Annotated in this window: 21 protein-coding genes and 1 riboswitch; of the genes, 4 read left to right on the forward strand and 17 right to left on the reverse strand. The window is 38.7% G+C overall.

From position 1 onward, the window contains the following. Positions 1 to 68 precede the first annotated feature (68 nt). From IHV09_RS12670 to IHV09_RS12690, 5 genes are all read right to left on the reverse strand, one after another. Positions 69 to 1,352: a Glu/Leu/Phe/Val family dehydrogenase gene (locus IHV09_RS12670; protein WP_197264658.1), complete on the reverse strand. Its 1,284-nt coding sequence runs from the start codon at positions 1,350 to 1,352 to the stop codon at positions 69 to 71. 260 nt (positions 1,353 to 1,612) lie between these two features. Continuing rightward, positions 1,613 to 2,530 (reverse strand): D-alanine--D-alanine ligase family protein, encoded by a 918-nt coding sequence (locus IHV09_RS12675; protein ID WP_197130728.1) that lies wholly within the window; start codon positions 2,528 to 2,530, stop codon positions 1,613 to 1,615. 376 nt (positions 2,531 to 2,906) lie between these two features. Next, on the reverse strand, positions 2,907 to 3,497 hold the full coding sequence (locus IHV09_RS12680) for a genetic competence negative regulator (RefSeq protein WP_197130732.1): 591 nt from the start codon (positions 3,495 to 3,497) through the stop codon (positions 2,907 to 2,909). A 99-nt stretch (positions 3,498 to 3,596) separates the two neighbouring features. Further along, the gene (locus IHV09_RS12685; protein ID WP_197191543.1) at positions 3,597 to 4,505 is read right to left on the reverse strand and encodes a MerR family transcriptional regulator; all 909 of its coding nucleotides are present in this window, start codon (positions 4,503 to 4,505) and stop codon (positions 3,597 to 3,599) included. Positions 4,506 to 4,570: 65 nt separating this feature from the next. Beyond that, positions 4,571 to 5,323: a metallophosphoesterase gene (locus IHV09_RS12690; protein WP_197191542.1), complete on the reverse strand. Its 753-nt coding sequence runs from the start codon at positions 5,321 to 5,323 to the stop codon at positions 4,571 to 4,573. A 176-nt stretch (positions 5,324 to 5,499) separates the two neighbouring features. On the opposite strand from IHV09_RS12690, the gene IHV09_RS12695 reads away from it, so the two are divergent. Then, the gene (locus tag IHV09_RS12695) at positions 5,500 to 5,715 is read left to right on the forward strand and encodes a hypothetical protein (RefSeq protein WP_191753949.1); all 216 of its coding nucleotides are present in this window, start codon (positions 5,500 to 5,502) and stop codon (positions 5,713 to 5,715) included. Between the two features lie 6 nt (positions 5,716 to 5,721). Here IHV09_RS12695 and IHV09_RS12700 read toward each other — a convergent pair whose 3' ends face one another. The 5 genes from IHV09_RS12700 to IHV09_RS12720 form a co-directional block, all read right to left on the reverse strand. Continuing rightward, positions 5,722 to 6,174 carry a DUF2663 family protein gene (locus tag IHV09_RS12700; protein ID WP_197130739.1) on the reverse strand — a complete coding sequence of 151 codons (453 nt, stop codon included), beginning with the start codon at positions 6,172 to 6,174 and terminating at the stop codon, positions 5,722 to 5,724. A gap of 194 nt (positions 6,175 to 6,368) precedes the next feature. Then, complete coding sequence (locus IHV09_RS12705) at positions 6,369 to 6,677, reverse strand: hypothetical protein (protein WP_197130742.1); 309 nt, start codon at positions 6,675 to 6,677, stop codon at positions 6,369 to 6,371. Then, entirely contained in the window at positions 6,667 to 7,296 is a 630-nt protein-coding gene (locus IHV09_RS12710) for a CPBP family intramembrane glutamic endopeptidase (RefSeq protein WP_197264659.1), read from the reverse strand. The genes IHV09_RS12705 and IHV09_RS12710 overlap by 11 nt, the downstream gene beginning before the upstream one ends. A gap of 3 nt (positions 7,297 to 7,299) precedes the next feature. Then, positions 7,300 to 8,799, reverse strand: a complete 1,500-nt coding sequence (locus IHV09_RS12715) for a RecQ family ATP-dependent DNA helicase (protein ID WP_197264660.1) — start codon at positions 8,797 to 8,799, stop codon at positions 7,300 to 7,302. After that, a complete protein-coding gene (locus tag IHV09_RS12720; protein WP_197191539.1) occupies positions 8,777 to 9,769 on the reverse strand; it encodes a helix-turn-helix domain-containing protein in 993 nt (330 codons plus the stop codon). Before IHV09_RS12720 ends, IHV09_RS12715 begins: the two co-directional genes overlap by 23 nt. A 305-nt stretch (positions 9,770 to 10,074) precedes the next feature. Here IHV09_RS12720 and IHV09_RS12725 point away from each other — a divergent pair, with 305 nt between their 5' ends. Continuing rightward, positions 10,075 to 10,323 carry a ferredoxin gene (locus IHV09_RS12725; protein WP_137789014.1) on the forward strand — a complete coding sequence of 83 codons (249 nt, stop codon included), beginning with the start codon at positions 10,075 to 10,077 and terminating at the stop codon, positions 10,321 to 10,323. A gap of 192 nt (positions 10,324 to 10,515) precedes the next feature. Next, positions 10,516 to 12,090 carry a phosphoglycerate dehydrogenase gene (serA, locus tag IHV09_RS12730; RefSeq protein ID WP_197191538.1) on the forward strand — a complete coding sequence of 525 codons (1,575 nt, stop codon included), beginning with the start codon at positions 10,516 to 10,518 and terminating at the stop codon, positions 12,088 to 12,090. Positions 12,091 to 12,211: 121 nt separating this feature from the next. On the opposite strand, the gene IHV09_RS12735 is transcribed toward serA, so the two are convergent. Further along, entirely contained in the window at positions 12,212 to 13,024 is an 813-nt protein-coding gene (locus IHV09_RS12735) for a histidinol-phosphatase (protein WP_197264661.1), read from the reverse strand. Between the two features lie 380 nt (positions 13,025 to 13,404). Here IHV09_RS12735 and IHV09_RS12740 point away from each other — a divergent pair, with 380 nt between their 5' ends. After that, positions 13,405 to 13,635, forward strand: coding sequence for a hypothetical protein (locus IHV09_RS12740; RefSeq protein WP_197191536.1), 231 nt, complete (start codon positions 13,405 to 13,407; stop codon positions 13,633 to 13,635). 101 nt (positions 13,636 to 13,736) lie between these two features. Here the strand turns inward: IHV09_RS12740 and IHV09_RS12745 are convergent, their stop codons facing one another. The 6 genes from IHV09_RS12745 to resB all read right to left on the reverse strand — a co-directional run bounded on the left by IHV09_RS12745 (position 13,737) and on the right by resB (position 20,804). Next, entirely contained in the window at positions 13,737 to 14,267 is a 531-nt protein-coding gene (locus IHV09_RS12745) for an ECF transporter S component (protein ID WP_197130761.1), read from the reverse strand. Further along, positions 14,260 to 14,661, reverse strand: a complete 402-nt coding sequence (locus IHV09_RS12750) for a DUF4430 domain-containing protein (RefSeq protein ID WP_197191535.1) — start codon at positions 14,659 to 14,661, stop codon at positions 14,260 to 14,262. Before IHV09_RS12750 ends, IHV09_RS12745 begins: the two co-directional genes overlap by 8 nt. Before the next feature lie 159 nt (positions 14,662 to 14,820). Then, positions 14,821 to 15,004: riboswitch (cobalamin riboswitch) on the reverse strand. Between the two features lie 112 nt (positions 15,005 to 15,116). Next, complete coding sequence (locus IHV09_RS12755; RefSeq protein WP_197130767.1) at positions 15,117 to 16,916, reverse strand: ATP-binding protein; 1,800 nt, start codon at positions 16,914 to 16,916, stop codon at positions 15,117 to 15,119. Further along, a complete protein-coding gene (locus IHV09_RS12760; protein ID WP_066395787.1) occupies positions 16,913 to 17,629 on the reverse strand; it encodes a response regulator transcription factor in 717 nt (238 codons plus the stop codon). Before IHV09_RS12760 ends, IHV09_RS12755 begins: the two co-directional genes overlap by 4 nt. Before the next feature lie 360 nt (positions 17,630 to 17,989). After that, on the reverse strand, positions 17,990 to 19,174 hold the full coding sequence (gene ccsB, locus IHV09_RS12765; protein WP_197130771.1) for a c-type cytochrome biogenesis protein CcsB: 1,185 nt from the start codon (positions 19,172 to 19,174) through the stop codon (positions 17,990 to 17,992). A gap of 25 nt (positions 19,175 to 19,199) precedes the next feature. Then, positions 19,200 to 20,804, reverse strand: coding sequence for a cytochrome c biogenesis protein ResB (gene resB / locus IHV09_RS12770; RefSeq protein WP_197264662.1), 1,605 nt, complete (start codon positions 20,802 to 20,804; stop codon positions 19,200 to 19,202). Positions 20,805 to 20,813: the final 9 nt, after the last annotated feature.

Genomic DNA, 20,813 nt, shown 5'->3' on the forward strand with positions numbered 1-20,813 from the left:
TTTCTTAGCATGCCAAAAAAATCTCCTATCATCATATGATAGGAGATTTGGTATGAGTTTGCAAAAATTTAAATCCAGCCTCTGAAGCGTGATGCTTCAGCCATCTTACGAACACCAACCATATAAGCGGCTAGTCTCATGTTTACTTTTCTGTTCATTGCTGTAGTATAAACCGTTTCAAACGATTTTACCATTACTCTTTCAAGCTTTTCTTCAACTTCTTCTTCTGTCCAGTAATAACCTTGGTTGTTTTGTACCCACTCAAAGTAAGATACGGTTACTCCACCAGCACTTGCTAATACGTCTGGAACTAATAGAATTCCTCTTTCAGATAAGATTCTAGTCGCTTCAAGTGTAGTTGGCCCGTTCGCTGCTTCAACAACGATCGAAGCTTTGATCTGGTGTGCATTCTTTTCAGTAATTTGATTCTCAATTGCTGCAGGTACTAAAATATCACAGTCAAGCTCTAAAAGCTCTTGATTTGTTATCGTATCTTTGAAAAGCTTTGTTACTGTTCCAAAGCTATCACGACGTTCAAGCAGATAATCGATATCTAACCCTTCTGGATCGTACAGACCACCATACGCATCCGAGATCGCGATTACTTTTGCCCCAGCATCATGCATGAATTTAGCAAGGAAGCTTCCAGCGTTACCGAATCCTTGAACGACTACACGAGCACCTTCAAGCTGGATACCTTTTTTTGCTGCTGCTTCACGGATACAGATCGTAACACCTTTAGCAGTTGCTGTTTCACGGCCATGAGATCCACCTAGAACAAGTGGTTTCCCTGTGATAAATCCAGGAGAATCAAACTCTCTAATTCTGCTGTATTCGTCCATCATCCAAGCCATGATCTGTGAGTTTGTAAATACGTCTGGAGCTGGAATATCTTTAGTCGGTCCTACTAACTGACTGATCGCTCTTACATAGCCACGGCTTAATCTTTCAAGTTCTCTGAATGACATTGTACGCGGATCACAAATGATTCCGCCTTTTCCTCCACCGTATGGCAGATCTACAATTCCTGCTTTTAAGCTCATCCAGATTGATAGCGCTTTTACTTCTGTTTCTGATACATTCGGATGAAAACGAACGCCGCCCTTAGTTGGACCAACAGCATCATTATGCTGGGCACGATATCCTGTAAAAATCTTAGTACTTCCGTCATCCATCTTAACCGGGATTCGAACTGTCAACATACGAATCGGTTCTTTTAATAACTCATAAACTTCGGAAGAGTATCCTAATTTATCGAGCGCATCCGCGATTACGGATTGCGTGGATTGGAGTACATTGTCATTTTCGTGTTGGTTGTCGGATTTTTGGTCTGTGTTATTTTGGGCTGTCATTTGTTTACCTCCCATATTCGTCACCTCTAGAGTTTAGTCAAGCTTCATCGTCAGTATACACCTTTGCATAAGCAAAGAGAAGAGAAAATTAGTGATTTTCACCTAAAAAGTAAACGCTTTCTTAAGTCACGGACTGTTGAGAAAATAGCTAATTTTCTGCCAATATACCTACACGGCATGTCCACTGCCTTTATTATGTACTCCCCACCCCGTTTAAGAGGTGGAGACCACATTCGTTTCTATTCTCGCACAATCTGATGTTACTTTTTTAAAGATAGCTCGATTAATTTTTCAATCATTGAAGGATAGTCCATTCCGATCTCTTTAGCCGCATCTGGAAACAGACTTGTCGGCGTCATGCCTGGTAATGTGTTTACTTCCAAGATAACAGGTTCTGAACCGTCATGCGGAACAATAAAATCAACACGCGAATACACTTCACAGCCTAAAACTTCGTGAGCAAGTACGGCTTGTTTTTGCAATTTTGCCGTTGTGCTCTCATCAAGTCTTGCAGGAACATAGTGGATACTTCCACCTTCTGCATACTTAGATTCATAATCATAATAAGCATTCTTTGGCTCGATCTCGACAACAGGAAGTGCTTTGTAGTTGTTATGTTCCCCCATAACGGCTACGGTAACCTCTTTGCCGCTTACAAATTGTTCAACGAGAATCGTATCATCATGCAGAAATGCTTCAGCGATTCCTTTTAAAAGTTCATCATGATTTTGAGCGATCGTTAATCCGATAGTTGATCCTTCTCTATTCGGTTTTACTACAGCAGGAAAGTCAAAAGACAGCTCCAATTGCTTCTCATCATACGATTTTCTAAAAAGAACTTTCTCTTTAGCGATGTTGATGTCAGCATCTTTAAAGAACTGTTTGGATTTCGCCTTATCCATAGCGATTCCTGATGCTAAAGCACCTGATCCTACGTAAGGAATCCCCATCATATCTAAAAGACCTTGCAACCTTCCATCTTCTCCATACTTTCCATGAAGTCCTAAAAATACAACATCAGCTTCAAGTTCTAACAAATCTTTAAGTCGCGAAGGGTGAAAGTCAATTCCAATTACTTCATGACCTTTGCTTTCAAGCGCAGAGATGATCTGCTTTCCTGTTGATAAGGATACTTCTCTCTCAGCAGAAACACCGCCATATAATACTGCTATTTTCATCTTAATGGTCACTCCTAGCCCAAAAGTTTATGTATATATTATATTCCCTGCCGTCATATCGGTTCAGTGGATGTGAAAAATATTAATAATCATAACACGTTTTGTCTCTAAATTCACAATGATATATACATGACATTTTCGTTTATGTTCAATCTATATGCTGTTTGAGTTTTCATGACTGTTTTTGTTTAAATTACAGCTGTTGATAGTGGTTAATTTCCGCTTCAGGTTGTTCGCTTTCCATAGGGCGACAACCTTGCGCTCCAATCAACTTGTATTGGAGAGGAATAAATACCGAGTAGTCAACAGTATTTTAAATAAGCTTTTTCACAAAAATAAATAAGGACGCAAAAATTTGCGCCCCTCTCTTTTGCAATTACTTAAAATAACGGTACAGTTCGCTTATTGCTTCGGACTTCATTAATTCTTTTCCATACTCAATAACTCTATAGCTCGTAATCGTCGAGGAGCTTCCGAACTCAGCAAGAAGAGCAATGAACAGATCCAGGTCTACTGGATGGACCTCATCTTCTTCAAACTTTAAGTAGAAGTGATTATTAAACGAATACAGAGTACCACCTTTAATCTCTAAAGAATGAAGGCGTTTTGCAAGTAATATAACGTCTTCGAAAGACGAAAACTCGTAGAAAATCTCATCGTTCTCATCTAACGTGACTTGCATCTCTATATAATCTTCATCATATTCTTCTTCAAGTTCATACTCGTTTATTCCTTTTGTAACTATTACGACCATGCCTTGAGCTGGAAGTGAAAAAACTTCAACCGCAATAGGACCATCAGCTTTGAATCCTACCTCATCATCAGCCTCAGTCATCATGTCACGGAAAAGCTGATGAACTTTTGGGATATCCTGCCATATTTCTTCCTTGGAAATACCACGTTCATTCAAATCATCAAAAGTTAGGAAGATTTTTATTTTGTTATAGGTTAACCGTTCTACCCGCATCTCTGGTCCCCCTTACGATCGGCGCTATTATGTCTTAATATCAATATATGAGTTTGCAAAAAGTTGGTGATAAACATCCAACAAATTATAAAACCTATGTTAATTTTTCAGCTTCTGAGCAATCCAGTCGTCCCATTCTAACTTCGTATTACCAATTAGGAATGATTCGTATTTCTCCTGCATTTCTGAAGAGATATGATTGATCGCTGCGCCTCCAACACCAATTGAAGTATTCGGAAATTCTTGTCCCAAGCTTTCTGCCCACTCCAAGGTTTTCTTAGAGTTTTCAGCGATCGTACATGAGAAAAATACCATCTTAGGTTCTACTTCTTTCATCACAACCTCAAAGTCTCTTTTTGGTATTCCATGTCCTAAGTATATAACTTCGAACCCTTTTCTTCTTAAAAACAGTGTAAACATCAGAAGCCCTAGTTCATGCTCTTCATCTAATCCGCACGCAGCAATAACCTTTGGTAAATATGGATCAGATGGAAGCCATTGAATAAGTTGTCCAATCTTACTGCGTAAAAAGGATGAAGTAAAATGTTCGTGTGCAACCGTAATTTTCTGTTCTTCCCAAAGGTGTCCTACGTGTACTAATAATGTACCCAAAATATCAATAATGACTTTTTCCAAATTATACATGCTGAAGGCTTGGCTCAAAAGATCGTTAGCTTTCTTCTCCTGAAAGGATAAAAGAGCTTCTAAAATCAAATTACCCATTTCAGCTGCACGATCCGTATTTTCAATAGAAAAAGGAGCTGCTTCTTTATAAAGTTCCCCATTTTGGGCAACGTCAACCGCTTGACTGATCGTAAAACCTTGATTCACTTTATTCACAAGCCATTTCAGTATGTATACTTGCTCGTCGGTGTAAAGGCGATGGCCAGCTTCATTTCGGTTTGGCTTTACGATTGAATAGCGTCTTTCCCAAGCTCTTAATGTTCCTGCTTGAATGCCGAGCATCTTCGAAACCGCTTTAATGTTATATTTCCCTTCACTAGGCATCCGTTCTTCCTCCAATAAATAGGTTAAGAAGAGTATATCGAATAAAACGTTGTAATGTAAACTTTTTACCGTGTTAGGGTTATCAAATGTGTTTGACTTGGTGCACATAAACGTAAAGGTAAATGTGTAGCTCCATAGCCGTTACTCACTAATAGGATATGTGTCAATTCATGATACCATCCGCCTCTTTTCGCTATGCCAAGCGGCCCAATACGAATTTGTCCTCCATGAGTGTGTCCCGTTAAGACAAGCTGGATGTTATCGGCACTGCTAATACGTTTTGAAATATCAGGATTATGGCTGATTAAAATTCTGCATGAAGATTCGCATTCTTTAAGCGCATCCTCAAGAGAGGCAAAACCTAACGATGTATCATTTACTCCTACCAAATCGATGACATCATCATTTCTTTTTATACTGAAGCTAGTATTGTCTAAAATCGTTGCACCTTCATTCTCAATCGTTGAAGCCAATTGCTTCGTATCCACATCGTAATCATTGTTTCCCCATACAAAGTAAACAGGGCCGATTGCTGAAAGGCGCTTGATATTATCTTCTACCTTCTTCATTGAAACTCCTTTTTCAACGAGGTCCCCACCGATTACAACAAGATCTGCTTTTTCTGATTCTTGTATGATCTTTTCTGAGATAACCCGTTTATGAACATCTGATATAAAAAAGATCTTAAAATTTTCAAATGACTTTGGCAGTTTATCAATTTTGATTGAATCATGAATGACACGATTTCGATGTGCTTCAATATACATATAAAGTAATAGCCCTATACCAGCTATGATGAATAAATAAAAAAAGATCATTGTGCCCTCCTGATCTGGATTTAAATGATCATATCATATTTTCTATAACCGTCCTATGCAGAAAGGATTCGACGTTAATTTTTTGAATATTTAAAAAGATTTGTTGAAAAAATTGTAAATTTCACGTATGATTAATTTACATGATTAACCAAAATAAGAGGAGAGGAAAAAACATCATGACATTAACTAAATTGAAAAATAAATCTCTCGTGACAGACCCAGAGCTGTCTTATAGCATGCGACTCGGACTTCCAATCGAAGTTTATTGTACGGAAAAACACGAAACACTTGCATTCGGAAGAATCGATCATTTTTGTGAATTGACAGTCGTTATTCAAGGTCAGCGCCACGATCGAGAATCTTGTTTATTTTTTGGCTGTCCCTGCCAGTAAATCTCTTTATTTGTGAAGAATATTTATATTGTATTCTTGTTTCATAAATTCGAAAACAACATGCCTCTGGTTCCATTGTTCCTCATCACTCCACCATTCTTCATTACGATCTATAAAATCTTTTCTGATCGCTTCAAAATCGTCGTCAGCTTTTTTGTACTTCTTTTTCATCCAGATCATGTAGAAGCTCGCAAAAATAATAAAACCTGTACAGATCCATACCATTTCATCTGAGAATAACAACGTTAATGGATTTGAAAACCTTGAGGCTGTTGGAAGCTTATAGTAGTAAAGGTAAACGAAGGTTGCTAGTACAACAAAAATCATCGATAATCCCCATTGGTTGATGGCTTTTTTCCACTTGTCTTTCTCAGCTTTTCTATCAACAAGCTGCGCTAGCACAATACTCGTTAGTTCATTAACAAAGGGCTTTATCTTCCAGTGATTTAGAGCATTCATCAGCATAACCTCCTGTACACATAACTATGCCAATACAAGCAGATTCATGCTTTTTAAAAATAGCTTTTACCTTTGTTTAGCCCCTGAAAATGTTTGGTTGGAACAACGACACCAACATTCTTTTTTAAGAAGAGCCCTAGAAAGGTTATTCGTGACAAAAAAAGACCGTCTGGATATTCGAAGCCAGACGGTCTTTATTCTTCGATCTCTACTTGCTCAACACCTTCTCGATCTTCACTTTGAACAGGAATATAAAGGTCTTTTGACCACAATTTATAAGTAAGCGTAATTCCGATCAAAAGTATAAAAGCTGCTAAGAGTAATCGAGTGACTAAAAAAGTTGTTTTTCTCTTTTCTTTGTTAGCGTTTTTTTGTTTTTTTTCATCGTCTCTCTTTTTCCCGTGTACTTCACTTCTAGAAGGCAAAGAATGAGCATGTTGAACAGAAGCGATCGTATTGTCTGCTGTTTTGTTTCTTAAACTCTCTGCTTGGTCATTCTTCATCCCGATCCACACTCCCATTTTCGCTGTCTGTGATATTGTTGTTGCTCTTGTTTTGATTAGCTATCCAGCACCCTGAAATAAAATCGATTAAGAAATGAGCTAAAAAAGGCACCCAGATGTTATCTGTCATCTCATAGATCATACCTAGCCAAAAGCTTAATCCACATACGATACTAAAAAGAACAGGTTTTTTTATATACCGAACATGCAGTACAGCGAAAATCATACTGGTTAAAAACAGCCCTAATAACGATTGTAGGACTCCCCGAAACAACCATTCTTCAGCAAAAGCAATGATTCCTGTGAGGAAAAAGATGTGAATGTAAGAGAGAGAGCCAAATATTTTATCGTTGATTCCACCATCATCTAATGATTGCTCGGGCAACCTCTTCTTTAACTGAATCGATAAAAAAGGAAGAAACAATCCTGTACTAAGTGCAAGCAGCCATTCGTTTACTGAGAGATCAATGTCATTTAGCACCCAAGGAAATGAAACATTAAAGAAGAATGCAAGAGCTAACGCAGCTATCATAAATAAACTTTGTGAAAAATAGACGTTCAACAAAAGTTCTTTCGGTGTAATCTGATCGATCCAATTGTTTTTTACAGATTTCCTCATCCTTTAGTTGTACACTTCCTGTCTTAAAAGTCGTTTTAGTTCATCTTCCCATAATTCATAAGAAGTGTTAAATGACGCTTGTTTTCCATAAAAATGCGAAAGATCTGTTTCACAATGACCACAGCACATTGAATTTGGTTCAGGTACGGGTTCTCCGAAATATTTCAGCAGTCCGCTTCGTTTACATTCATTATTCGTTGCCCACTTTTCAATCGCCTTTAATGATTCTATTTTATCAGCTTTTCTGCTCTCAATCGTGAATTTTATTTTTGAAATCAACGCATTTTTTTCGTGGACATCAAGATTTTCTTTATGTAGAACGCCTGCTTTTTTCAAGTGATATTCCATGAATCTTTGACCCGTTTCAGAGAGTCCCACAAGTTTCAGTTTTTCTGCATACGTAGTCCCTCTTAACTGAATGTGGTCGGAAAACAAATAATCAACTTGTACAGAATCAGGCAGTTCTTGATCAATAAAATGGTATGGTATCTCAAGATCAGCTGGATGATACAATAGGACGGCAACAGATGGTTCCGTGTCTCTGCCAGCTCTGCCGATTTCCTGAATATAGCCTTCGATCATAGACGGTGTGTGAAAATGAATTACAAATCTGATGTCCGATTTATTAATTCCCATTCCAAAAGCATTCGTACAAACAATGATGTTCAGCTGGGACTCTAAAAACTGTTTTTGAACAAGAAGTCTTTCATCAGCATTCATGCCTCCATGATAAAAAGCGACCTCTTCTATTTCATGATCTTGAAATCTTTTTACTAGCAGTTCTGCAGCATTCCTTGTATTCGTATAAATAATACCTGGTCCTTTAAGCTGCTGAACTAGATTTACCGCTCGCCCCACTTTTTGATCATGATCATCAAAGCATTCAACAAAGATAGATATGTTCGGACGGTTCACACTATGAATATGTATCTCTGCGTTCTTCATGTCTAGGTGATGAAGGATATCGTTCTGTACTTTATGTGTTGCCGTTGCTGTTAATGCGAGGCAAATAGGATCCCCCATCGCTTTCTTCATATCAGCTAACTCTAAATAAAATGGACGAAACTCATGACCCCATTGTGAGATACAATGGGCTTCATCTACTACGAATAACGACCAACTAACTGACAACAGGATAGAACGGATGTAAGAGTTTTGAAGGATTTCAGGACTCACAAAAACAAACTGATAATCTTGTATTCTTTTTAATATGGATTGTTTCTCACTTTGATCTAAAAAGCTGTTGAGAGCGATCGTCCTCTTAAAACCAGCTTGTTTAAACTGATCTACTTGGTCTTCCATCAATGACACCAAAGGAGAAATGATGAGTGCTCTTCCTTTTAAAAGATGTGCGGCCATCTGATAGATTAATGTTTTTCCTGTTCCAGTCGGCAGCATACCTAACACATCATGACCTGAAAGCAAGTCAGTTATGATCTCTTTTTGTCCAGATCTAAACGATGAAAATCCGTATAACTCTTTAAGCGTTGCTTCCAGTTGCATGTTTTCCACCCTCTTTTGCGAGTACTAGCCTGATTTGAAAATACGAAAGATGAGGAAAGGCATCTTTAAACGGCCGAAGCTTTGTTTCATTCGTCTTACTGTAATATTCTTTCACTTTCAAAAACTCTGTATCACTAATGTAAGGGGTAATCGGAAAATCTTGCACTTCTCTTGCGATCTCTACAAGATGATCTTCTAGAGTACTCAATTTCAGATTTCTAACGATCATGATGTCCTCTAGAGGTTTATTGTTATTTAGCATTTTAAAAGTTAAAGATGCTGATCTAGTTAATGCCGGAGCTTCAGTAAATGAGCCTATTAGAGAGTGCAACATCGGAAAATTCATCTTTTCACTAGCTATCTTGTGTATGAAAGCGTGCAAAATCGCCCTGAAACGGAGTACAGTCTCTTCTTGACTCATGCCCTTTATCCGAGATAATTGCTCGAAGGTACTTCCGATCCTATTGTAGCCAGACAGTTTCTTAACAAATAGATCAGCAATTTGAGTATCATGTTCTAACAACACTCGAGATAATTCACGATAAAGTTTTTCCGCTTGAATTTTTCTCTCTGACTCTGATCTAGGAAACACAGATTTAACTTTTTGTATCACCGAGAAGTCCCTTACAACTGGTGAATAATTAAAATGACCATATAGAGCATTGGAGAGAGCTTGTACATATAACGTGATAGCTTGCCAGCATGTAGACTCTATCGATGCATATTTTAATCCATTTAAATGATTTAAGAATGATAATCTATCATTCTCACGCACAAGAAGTTGTTCACCCTTTTCAGTAAGGGTGTAAACATGATCTTCAGATTCCTTCATATATTCTTCATTTATCAGGCTTTCGATTGATTCAGTAAAAGTGTCATGGGCCATCCCCTTGAAAGCGGCATAATAACGTTCTATACCAAACCATTGACTGTCGGACAAAGATTGCGCCGTTTTCTTACCTGTCACCATATAATAGACGCCTGAGCTTTTTCTACTACCATTTACTTTTCGAAAGATATCTAATAAAACGACATGACAAATATCTATAATAAATCACCACACTTTATCATATAATCTATCTTATCAGATTTAAGGAAATTTAAGAGTAAAAGTGTTATATTAAGAGGAAGATTGGGAATAAAAGATATGACGAGGTCCTAATTTTCTATTGAAATGTAGAGGGATACTTATTACAATATGATTAGTAGACCCTTAATTTAAAATGGCTAAATATGTAAGTCGGTATTTTTTCAATTCCTTAGGAGGTATTCATTATGCCAAAGTATACGATTGTTGACAAAGAAACTTGTATCGCATGTGGAGCATGCGGAGCTGCAGCACCAGACATTTACGATTATGACGATGAAGGAATTGCGTTTGTAACTCTAGACGATAACCAAGGAATCGTTGAAATTCCAGATGTATTGTTAGAAGATATGCAAGATGCGTTCGAAGGCTGTCCTACAGATTCCATCAAAGTATCTGAAGAGTCATTCGATGGTGATGCATTAAAATTCGAATAGTTGTAATCTTACCAGGAACCCTCTTTCATTAGAGGGTTTTTATTTATTTTATTAAGGATGATTCTCATTGTCAATTAGTTTTCTTCATTTTTGAAACCGCTATCTTAAAAATCATAGTTGTACCTATCGTCAGAATGTGATAAATTATCAAAATATTGATGCTATTCATAAAGATAGACAAGGGGTGGAACTGTGACAGCAACCGTATTAGTCTGTGATGGAATAACGAGTGAAGGTGTTGAACCGTTAGTAAAACTTGAAGGTGTTGAGCTGATCTTCGGAAAACTTGATGAAGTTACTCAACCAGAAAACATTCAAGGAATCATGGTAAGAAGTGCTACAAAGATTACTGAAGATGTATTGAATCAGTTGCCCGCACTTCAAATCATTGCACGAGCTGGAGTTGGAGTAGATAATATCGATCTGAACGCAGCGACAAAAAGAGGTGTGCTCGTCGTAAATGCACCTGAAGGAAACACCATTTCAACAGCGGAACACACTTGGGCCATGATGATGGCATTAGTCCGCAACATTCCACAAGCCAATCAATCTGTAAAACAAGGTGAATGGAACCGCAAAAAGTATACGGGCCAAGAACTCTATCAAAAAACGCTCGGTATCGTCGGCATGGGTAGAATCGGCTCTGAACTTGCAAAGCGCGCGAAAAGTTTCTCCATGAACGTACTTGTTTTTGACCCTTATTTTCCGAAAGAAAAACAAAAAGAACTATCCGTTACTTCTGTTGATCTCGATACGTTAATCCAGCAGAGTGACGTTATCACCGTTCATACCCCGCTTACAAAAGATACCCATAAACTATTAAATCTTGATAACTTAAAATATGCTAAAAAAGGTGCGTTTATCTTAAACTGTGCTCGTGGAGGCATCATCGATGAGGATGCTCTTCTACACTACTTAGATAACGAACATCTATCTGGCTGCGCTCTTGACGTTTTCGAACAAGAACCTCCCGTTAGCCGCTCTTTAGTCGATCATCCTAAAGTGATCGTTACACCTCATATCGCTGCATCCACCGTACAAGCACAAAAGAATGTAGCTTACATGGCGAGCGATGAGATCCGATCTCATTTTTTACATCAACCTTTAAAACACGCGGTGAACTTCCCTTCACTATCAAAAGATACGTATGAGAAACTGATTGCTTATTATGACTTCTCAAATCTTCTTGGTTCGTTTACGACTCAGTTCTTTAAAGAACCTGTTTCAGAGATTTCGATCGGTTATGGCGGATCATTATCGGAAACCGATACAACATCACTTACTCGCAGCTTTTTGTGTGGCTTCTTAAAAACAAGATTAGACCGGCCGGTAAACGATGTAAACAGTATGGTGGCTGCAAAGGAACAAGGAATCGTAATCGGTGAAAAACATGGGACAGATGATCATGGTTATCCAAATATCATTCATGTAAAGGTTACAGGTCTGAACACAACGTTCACTCTTTCTGCGACACTTGTTAAAGGCTTTGGTGGCCGAATCATTAAATTGAACGGGTATACGGTTGATTTTGTACCACAAGGATCTCTTCTTTACATCGAACATCGTGACACACCAGGTATTATCGGAAAAGTAGGAGCTTTTTTAGGAGAACGCAACATAAATATCGCAACGATGCACGTTGGACGAAAATCAGCTGGCGGTGAAGCCATGATGGTACTTACATTTGACACGCAACTTCCAGAATCTACTCAGAAAGAGCTCAGAAGCATTGAGGATCTTCTTGTGTGCAAACCTTTAGATCTATAGAAAAGCAAAAAGCTCTGCAATTCATGATGATATACTCCCCTTACAGTAAACAGATTTTTATTTTTAATCTGTCTACCTTTAGGGGAGCATATCAGATTGCAGAGCTTTCTTTATGTGTTTATTATCCTAAATCTACTTCTTTTCTCTCCCCACTTTGAAAAGTCATCAGCTTTTTGTAACCGATCTCTTTTGCAAGCTTTATAGTCGCCTCATAATTCTCTCCAACTTGGTGCGGTTCATGAGCATCTGAAGAGAGTACGATCGGTATCCCCTTTTTATAGCAAAGAGACAGAAGTTCAGGTTCTGGATAGATTCGTCCTACAGGTTTTCTTAGACCTGCAGATGAGATCTCTACACATGTTTTTGAGTCTTTTAACGCATCTGTAATGCGCTCATACTGTTCTAAAAGAAATTCTTGATCAGTCGGAACATATTTAAAGATCTTGACTAGATCGATATGTCCAACAATGTCAAATAGGTTTGATTCTGCAAGTGTTACAATTTGATCATAATACGAACGATACGTTTCATAAAGATCACGACGGTCCCATTCTTTTCGGTATTCTGCAAGGTCTATCCCAAAATCATCGACCCAATGCACAGATCCGACCACGTAATCGAATGGATAGGATTTTATAAATGCTTCCATCTCAGCATGCCGTCCCGGCGTATAATCCATTTCAATCGACATGCGGACGTCCATTCCTAAATGATCTGCACGCTTAAACAGATTTACATAATCGTCCATCTTGTAAAAACGTCTTTCTTCCATCCATGGTTTTGATACGATGTTTTTTGTTTCATAAAAGTGATAAGCGTGTTCAGAAATCCCAAACTCTTGTATTCCCTTCTCTTTTGCGGTGTCTACAAATTGTTTTAGATAATCGATCGTCAATGTCCCTTTTTCGAGATGAGAATGGTAATCTGTTAGCATATTAATCTCCTTTTTAAAACGTTTTACCATATGTACCATGAAATCCTTGTTCGTTCAAGTGTTTATGCTCCCAACTTCCCTCCTATAAATAAGACGCTTAAGCACATCATCAAAAAAATCACAGCAAAAAAACGGTTCAGATAGTCTCGCATTTTGTCCTCCTAGGTAAAAGTAAATCAACTTTATCATCCTATTCAGCTTTTCAACTTTTTGAACCGGTTTTTAAAGAAAAGGCTCAACTAAAGTTCATTGTTGAGTTTTCGCTTTGGGAACTTACTAAATCTGCTCTATAAACATCATTCTTATCTAATGAGGCAGGATAATGAACTCGAATAAAGAAGTTTGATAAAGAAAATAACTACAAAAGGGATGTAGAGCATATGGACATACTACTCTGGATCACGATTGGTTTTATAACAATTGGATTTGTTGTTCTTACTTCTATGAAAAAAGATATGGAAAGTAAGCTCGCGTTTATTACAGGAAAAATGGAAAACGAGGAAACTTCAGCAAAAGCTAAATCCATCATTTGGTGGATCGTAAGTGCCACAGCTTGGGGAATAGTGAGTATACTTCTTATTGTTTGGTGTTTTCATCATAACTTTGGGTAATTGTTAGCTTCTATACAGAATATCACGAAACAGAACTTCCAAATGATACGAAGTTCTGTTTTTTTTTCAACATTAAACTTTAAGAGAGCTAAAAAAGCTCCCTATTCAAAGGCAGCTTTTTGACTTCCATCTTTATTAATATAATTTTCCATCACATAGAGAAGTGGTTTGTAAAGTACGATGAAGAACACCACGTTACCAATCGCATGATTTAGATCAAATGGGAGGCTCGCCAAGTAATACGGCCAGAATTTCTGCATGATGATTCCACCAAAGAGAACAGACATGATGAAACCAAACAAAAAGCCACAGAATCCTGCATAGATCGGGAGCAACAGCCAAGGTATGTTATGTCTGTATTTGCCTAAATATGCGCTCATAACGGCTATCAATCCCCAGGCAAACATCTGACCGAACGTCCACAGACCATGCCCTAGAAAAAGATTTGTTGTTATCGTGCTTAATATAGCAAGTAACAACCCTTGCACAGGACCGAGTACGAATGAAGCAAGAATGAGTATCGTCGTATTCGGCTGAACATTGGGTATCATTGAGAAGGTGATTCTGCCTACTGTTAATATAGCAGCAAGTAAGGCAATGATCGTAATTCGTTTGACTGTCAGCTTATTCATATTTGTGAAGATCAAATTCTACGACATCGCCAGGTTTTAACGTAATATCCTTAGCACCCTTCATCGCTTCTTCACCGTTTACAGAAAAGAACCAAGATGTTTTGTCCTGTTCGCTTCCAGCCACTCCTTCAATACTGCTTATAAAAGCACCATCGTATTGTGTCTCAATCTTAAAGTTATCTTGCATCACGTCCATGATCGTCACATCTTTTGCGATATCGATTTTCTTTTCCTTAACTTTTTCTTTGCCGTTATCTTTTGTAATCTGAACCGTTACTTGTTCTTTCTTCGTTTCTTCTTGTTTCGGCTGATCAGCTTTTTCTTTCGTTTCAGTCGTTCCACAGCCCACCAACATCATCATCATTGTTGCTAATACTAAAAGTAATTTCTTCATGATTAACCTCTTTCTGTTATAAAAACACTTTGTTTGATACTAAATTTACTTCACGCAACTAAAAAAATCCCCTTCGGCTACGAAGGAGATTAATAGTATACAGGCAGAAAACAGCAACCGGCCCCGGTACTGTTAAACACCCCCCTATCCTCGTAGGTCATGTCATGTAACAAACAGGCAGGTCTCCTGGCTCTTGATCATCGTCTCCTAACACCTTCCCGTTTTCACAGTGGCGATATTATAGGATTCTCACAATTACAGTGGCGGGACCGCAACGGCATCTAACCGTTTTCCCTATTAAGCTCGTCCAACAAAGGACTGCACCTGTTTAACACGTATGAAATTTTATGAAATCACAATTCCTATTATAAACATATTGGAGAAATTTGTGAAATCCTTTTTTAAAACTGCTATTGTTCCTTATGAAACAAGATTAATCGGGACGTATTGCTAATTTATTTCAACGTTCGCGGAATAACGAAAGAAAATGTCGTGCCTTCATTATTCTTGCTGTGAACGCTGATCTGACCACCATGTGCTTCTACGATGTTTCTTGCTATGGCAAGCCCAAGACCCGTTCCACCTGATTTCCCTCTTGTTCTTGCTTTGTCCCCTTTATAAAAGCGTTCGAAAACAAATGGCAGATCTTCTTCTTTTATACCCGTTCCATTATCTTTAACGAAAAACTTCACGTTCTGATCGCTCACTTCTACAATAAGATTTACAAACCCGCCTTGAGAAGTATGACGAATCGCATTGTCGATCAAATTGGTTAAGACTTGCTCAATCCGGTCTGGGTCGATGTCCATCTCCTCTTGCAAACTTTTGAGATTTTTCTTAAATTCTAGATTTAATTGAATCTCTCTGTCTTTAGCAGGCCCTTGAAATTTCCGAACGATTCTTTCTGCGAAAGGAATGATCGGAAGAGAGCTGTAGTGAAGCTTCATGTGACCTGCCTCTAATCTTGCAAGATCGAGGAGTTCGTTAACAAGTCTTCCCATCCGTTTCGATTCGTCTAAGATGATTCCTGCTAGTTCTTTCTTCTCTTCTTCAGATTCTGCAATATCATCTACGATCGCTTCACTATATCCTTGCAGCATAGCGATCGGCGTCTTTAATTCATGTGAAACGTTCGCAACAAAGTCTTCTCTAAGCTTGTCCATTCGTCGTTCTTCTGTCATATCACGAAGTACAGCTACTGCTCCACGAATCATAGATTGGTCATACAGTGGTGTCATAACGACGACCCACGAGCGGCCTTGTATCGCGATCTCTGTCATCTGTTCACTCTCAAGTGCAACAACTTGCCCAAAGAGCTGTTTGACCGTCTCAGGAACGTTTCCGTTGACCTCTGTCTTCATGCCTGATTCGTAATAAAATGCCTGTAGGAATCGATCAGCAGGAGGATTCGTAACCAGTATGTTCATTTTTCTATCAAAGGTGATCACACCATCAGCCATCGAACTTAAAACACTTGTTAACTGTTCTTTTTCTTGATTCAATGCTGTGATATTGTTTTTTAACTGTCTGCCCATACGGTTAAACGTCATGCCAAGTTCGCCGATCTCATCATGCGTTAAAATCGGCACTTTCATATCAAACTCACCTTTTGCTACAGACGTCGCTGCTTCTCTCATCCTTCTTAGTGGTGCCGTAATTCGAGTAGATAAGAAAAACGCAAAGATCGTAGTTAAGATGATCGCGATCCCCGCTGCTAAAAAGATGAGATACTTTGTATGGTTCGTTGTTTTTTCCACATTCTCGATGGATTGATAGACGTAAACGGCTCCTGCATTTTCTCCCGATCCATAAGGTTCACCGTAGATGATCATCGTTTGCATCGTCTCATCATTTTTATTCAGAACGGGAAAATCTCCGTTTACGTAGATCTTTTTTTCACTCTCTGCGACAGTAGATAACTGATCATTCTCTTTGAAAACAGAAACTGGGATATAAGGTGCATCATCGTAAGAATTCTTAGACATAAAGGATTCCTGATTTTCGTCTATGATCATGATAGACATGGAATATGCTTCAGCCATTTCACTTGTGATGCGTATTGCTTCTTCCTTGTTCTCATCGCTTTCCATAATCAACATCACTCGATCAGCCATCTTCGTTAATTGTTCTTTGGCTTGATCATCGTAAAACGATTCAAAAAACTGCGTAAGAAGAATGGTGAGCAGGGTTAAAACGACCGAGACTAATAAAAGTATCGTTATCCAAAGTTTACCAACTACACTTCTCCAGATCATTCATTCCCAACCTCAAATTTATATCCTACTCCCCAAACGGTCGCGATCATGGATGCTGCATCCGGTGAGACTTTGTTAAGCTTTTCTCTAAGTCTTTTCACATGTGTGTCAACTGTTCTAAGATCACCAAAGAATTCATAGTTCCAAACATCTTTTAGCAATTGTTCGCGCGCATAGACTTTATCTGGAGTCTTCGCTAAGTAGTACAACAACTCATATTCTTTCGGTGTTAAGTTGACTTCTTTTCCGCCAGCTGTTACACGGTGAGCATCGTGATCGATCGTAAGGTGCTTAAACACAACAACGTTCTTTGCAACCGTTTCAGTTTGAAGAAACTTCGTCGGTGACGACCTTCTCAACAGTGCTTTTACACGCAGGATGACTTCTCTTGGACTGAACGGCTTCGCGATGTAATCGTCCGTACCTGCTTCGAATCCTTCTATGCGATTAAGCTCTTCTCCTTTAGCTGTCAACATGATTACAGGAGTCGCTTTCTTTTCTCTTAACTTTTCACAAACCTCGATGCCATCCATACCAGGAAGCATAAGGTCGAGCAATATGAGATCAAAATTGATGGATACTGCCATCTGTAGCGCATCCTCACCGTTTTCGGCTTCATGAACTTCGTAGTTCTCTCGCTCTAGATACATCGTTAATAGTTTTCGAATTCTTTCTTCATCATCAACAACTAGAATTTTAGCTTCTGTATCCATATTCAATCCTCCACATAAAATCAGTTAAACAAGATTTTTTCCTGTCTCTATCATACATGAAACCAAGTACACTAAACAAACCGGACATGCTGTCTATCTATTTTCTTTTAAGTATGTATCAAAGTTGTTTCTTAAAAGTAGTTGATTTCCGTTTCAGGTGCTCGCTTTCCGCGGGGCAGGCGGTGAGCCACATTCGTTCGTTTCACTCTTAAGTGTCTCACCTGCCCGCCTATCCCGCAGGAGTCTCGCACCTTCCACTCCAATCAACTGTATAAGAAGACAAGGATTTTAAAAATACAACCGTTTAGACAAGAGCGCTTTTAAAAAAGTCTCTCTAATGAAAGAGAGACTTTAAAAACATTAAGCGTATGAATGCAATCCTACAAGAACAAGGTTTACCGCGATCAAGTTAAATGTGATGATCCAGAACCCTAGCACACAAAGCCATGCAGACTTTTCTCCGTGCCAGCCCCTTGATAGTCGTAAATGAAGAAAAGCGGCATAGAACAAGAACGTGATAAGAGCCCAAACTTCTTTTGGATCCCATCCCCAGAATCTCGACCAAGCTTGCTGAGCCCATATCATAGCAAAGATTAGTGCTCCAAGTGTAAAGATAGGAAAGCCGATTGCAACTGCTCGGTAGCTGATCTCATCCAGAAGATCTGGTTTCATCTTAACTTTTGTCTGAAGAGCTGCTGCTATTCTTTTTCTTAAAATCAGACGAAGTAAGCCATAAAGGATTCCTCCTGCTAAGAGAGACCAAATGAACGTATTCAACTTAACAGAAGCATCAACACCGTTCATCCAAGATGGCGTTGAGAATAGTGGTCCAAACGAATCATCCAGTTGCTCTCCGTTACTTGGACCTGCAATGGCAGGCATATCATAGACGACTTTAACTGCCTGATTGTTATCATCCATCATTTCAAATGTCGTTTCATATCCAGCACCTTTAAAACCGATTGAAACAAAGATGAATCCAACAACCGCAATCAAACTGTAAAGAATGATCTCTAACCATAAAGTCTTTTTAGACGAGACGGTCTGATCAACTGTACGGATTAAATAAATGAGTCCTGATACGAAAGAGATCGCAAGGATTCCCTCTCCGAGTGCCGCTGTTGTAACATGGATCTTCAGCCAGTCACTTTGAAGGGCAGGAATAAGCGGAGAGATATCTCTTGGAAACATACTGGCATACGCGATAACAAGAACAGCTATAGGCATCGCGAAAACGCCTAGACCGTTCGTTCGATAGATGATGTATAGAATAATGAATGCAAGTACCATCATCATGCCAAAAAAGGTAGTGAACTCAAACAAGTTACTTACAGGGGCATGTCCACTTGCCATCCACCTTGTAATAAAATAGCCTAGTTGAGCTGCAAAACCTACACATGAACTTATGAACCCTATTTTTCCCCACTTTTTTGTATGAACAGCATCTTTTCCTTTTTTATCTGAAATAGACATTGCAAAGAATAGAGTAGAGAACAAGTAAATAATAAATGCACTATATAAAAGTGTACTGCTGATTTCAGCCATCATTAACCCTCCCGCTTGAACAGCATTACTTTGAAGCTGTTTCTTTTTCTTCTAAAGGTGTGAGATTGGTCTTATCAGACAGAAATTCCACATCTTTTTTCAAGCCATACCAGTTCTTATTCGTATGAGCGGCAGCCCATACCTCACCTGCATTTTGTTTGATCCAAATTCTTCTATAGTTCCAATATAAACCTTGTGTAACACCTATCATAAAGATGATTCCACCAAGCGCGATAATCCAAAGTGTATGGTCTTTTCGGACTGTAAGCGCCGTTAAATCTTTCGTTTCTATACCAGCGAATGACATTTTAAACTGGTTCTCACCAGAATCTATGTTTTTCTGAATCCCAACAAACGCTTTTTCTCCGTCAGGTGTTTTTGGAGAATACATGGAGAAAACAAACGCTGGATTATCAGGCAAATTATTAACGGTTGATGGCTGGTTCTGGTCGTTTAAGACGAAGTTCGGAAAGTATTCTTCAATCTTAACTTTATAACCTTTCCCAAGGTCATACTCTTTTTTAGGGTCGTGAAGATCTACTGTTAACTTACCAAACTTGTTACCCGTTGCTTTTTCTTCAAGTTCGAAACTCATCTTGTAAAACTCGTTAAGCTTAAAATCCGTTTGATAAAGAGCAAACGAGTCGAACTTAAACGGTTCATTCACTCGGATTTCACCATTCTTAACTTTTACAAGCTCTGGCTCGGCTCCGATCGTATGGTTTTCTTTTGTTTTATAGAGAGTTACGTTACTTTGATAGTTTTTTGCGACTTCTCCATCAACAGAGCTTAGCGCACTATTAAACTTCTTTTCTTCCTTATCATACATCTCAAGAATGAAATCATTGTTCTCCAGATAATATTGCCCATCTTCGGTTGAAGTGCCAGGGATAGAAGCTTTCTCCCCTTCTCGAACCCATAATATATCGTCAACATACATACCTGGAAAGAATCGAAGCATCGCACCAGTTAAAAAGATAATCAGTCCAACATGGTTTACATAAGCACCCCATCTCGAAAACCGTCCCTTTTCCGCAAAAAGGTTACCATCCTCTTCTCGGACTTTATAACGCAGAGATTCTAACGTGTACTTGATCTCATCAAGTTCGACATCATTGCTTTTTGAGAACAAACGCTGATTCTTCATGAATTGATCATGTCGCGTGACTCTTTGTGTCTTTAATGCTTTATAGAGAGGTATACCACGATCAAGACTGGCAATAATGATGGATAGACCTAGCATTCCTAGAAGAAGAATGAACCACCATGATCCATAAAGGTTATGAAACCCTAACAAATAATAGATAAGTCCAAACGTTCCGTATTCGCTTTCATAATGAGTGGCAGGATCAACATTAGGAGGTATGAACGTTTCCTGCGGAAAAATGGTTCCGATTGCCGCTGCTACTAAAATAATAACAATGAGCCAAACTCCGACTTTAACTGACGAAAAGAAGTTCCAAATCTTATCCACAAACGTTTGTTTATAGGTTTGAGATCGTCTAGCACTTCCTTCATACCTCATGCTTGATAGTACTTCAACATCTTGCTTCAACGGTTTACCGCAGGCTTGACAAAGACTTGTTCCGTATGGGTTAGAGTGGCCGCATTCACATGTTATCGTTTGCATCATTTCACC

Origin of the sequence: Fictibacillus sp. 23RED33 (genome assembly GCF_015903925.1) — a bacterium.
GTDB classification, from domain to species: domain Bacteria; phylum Bacillota; class Bacilli; order Bacillales; family Fictibacillaceae; genus Fictibacillus; species Fictibacillus phosphorivorans.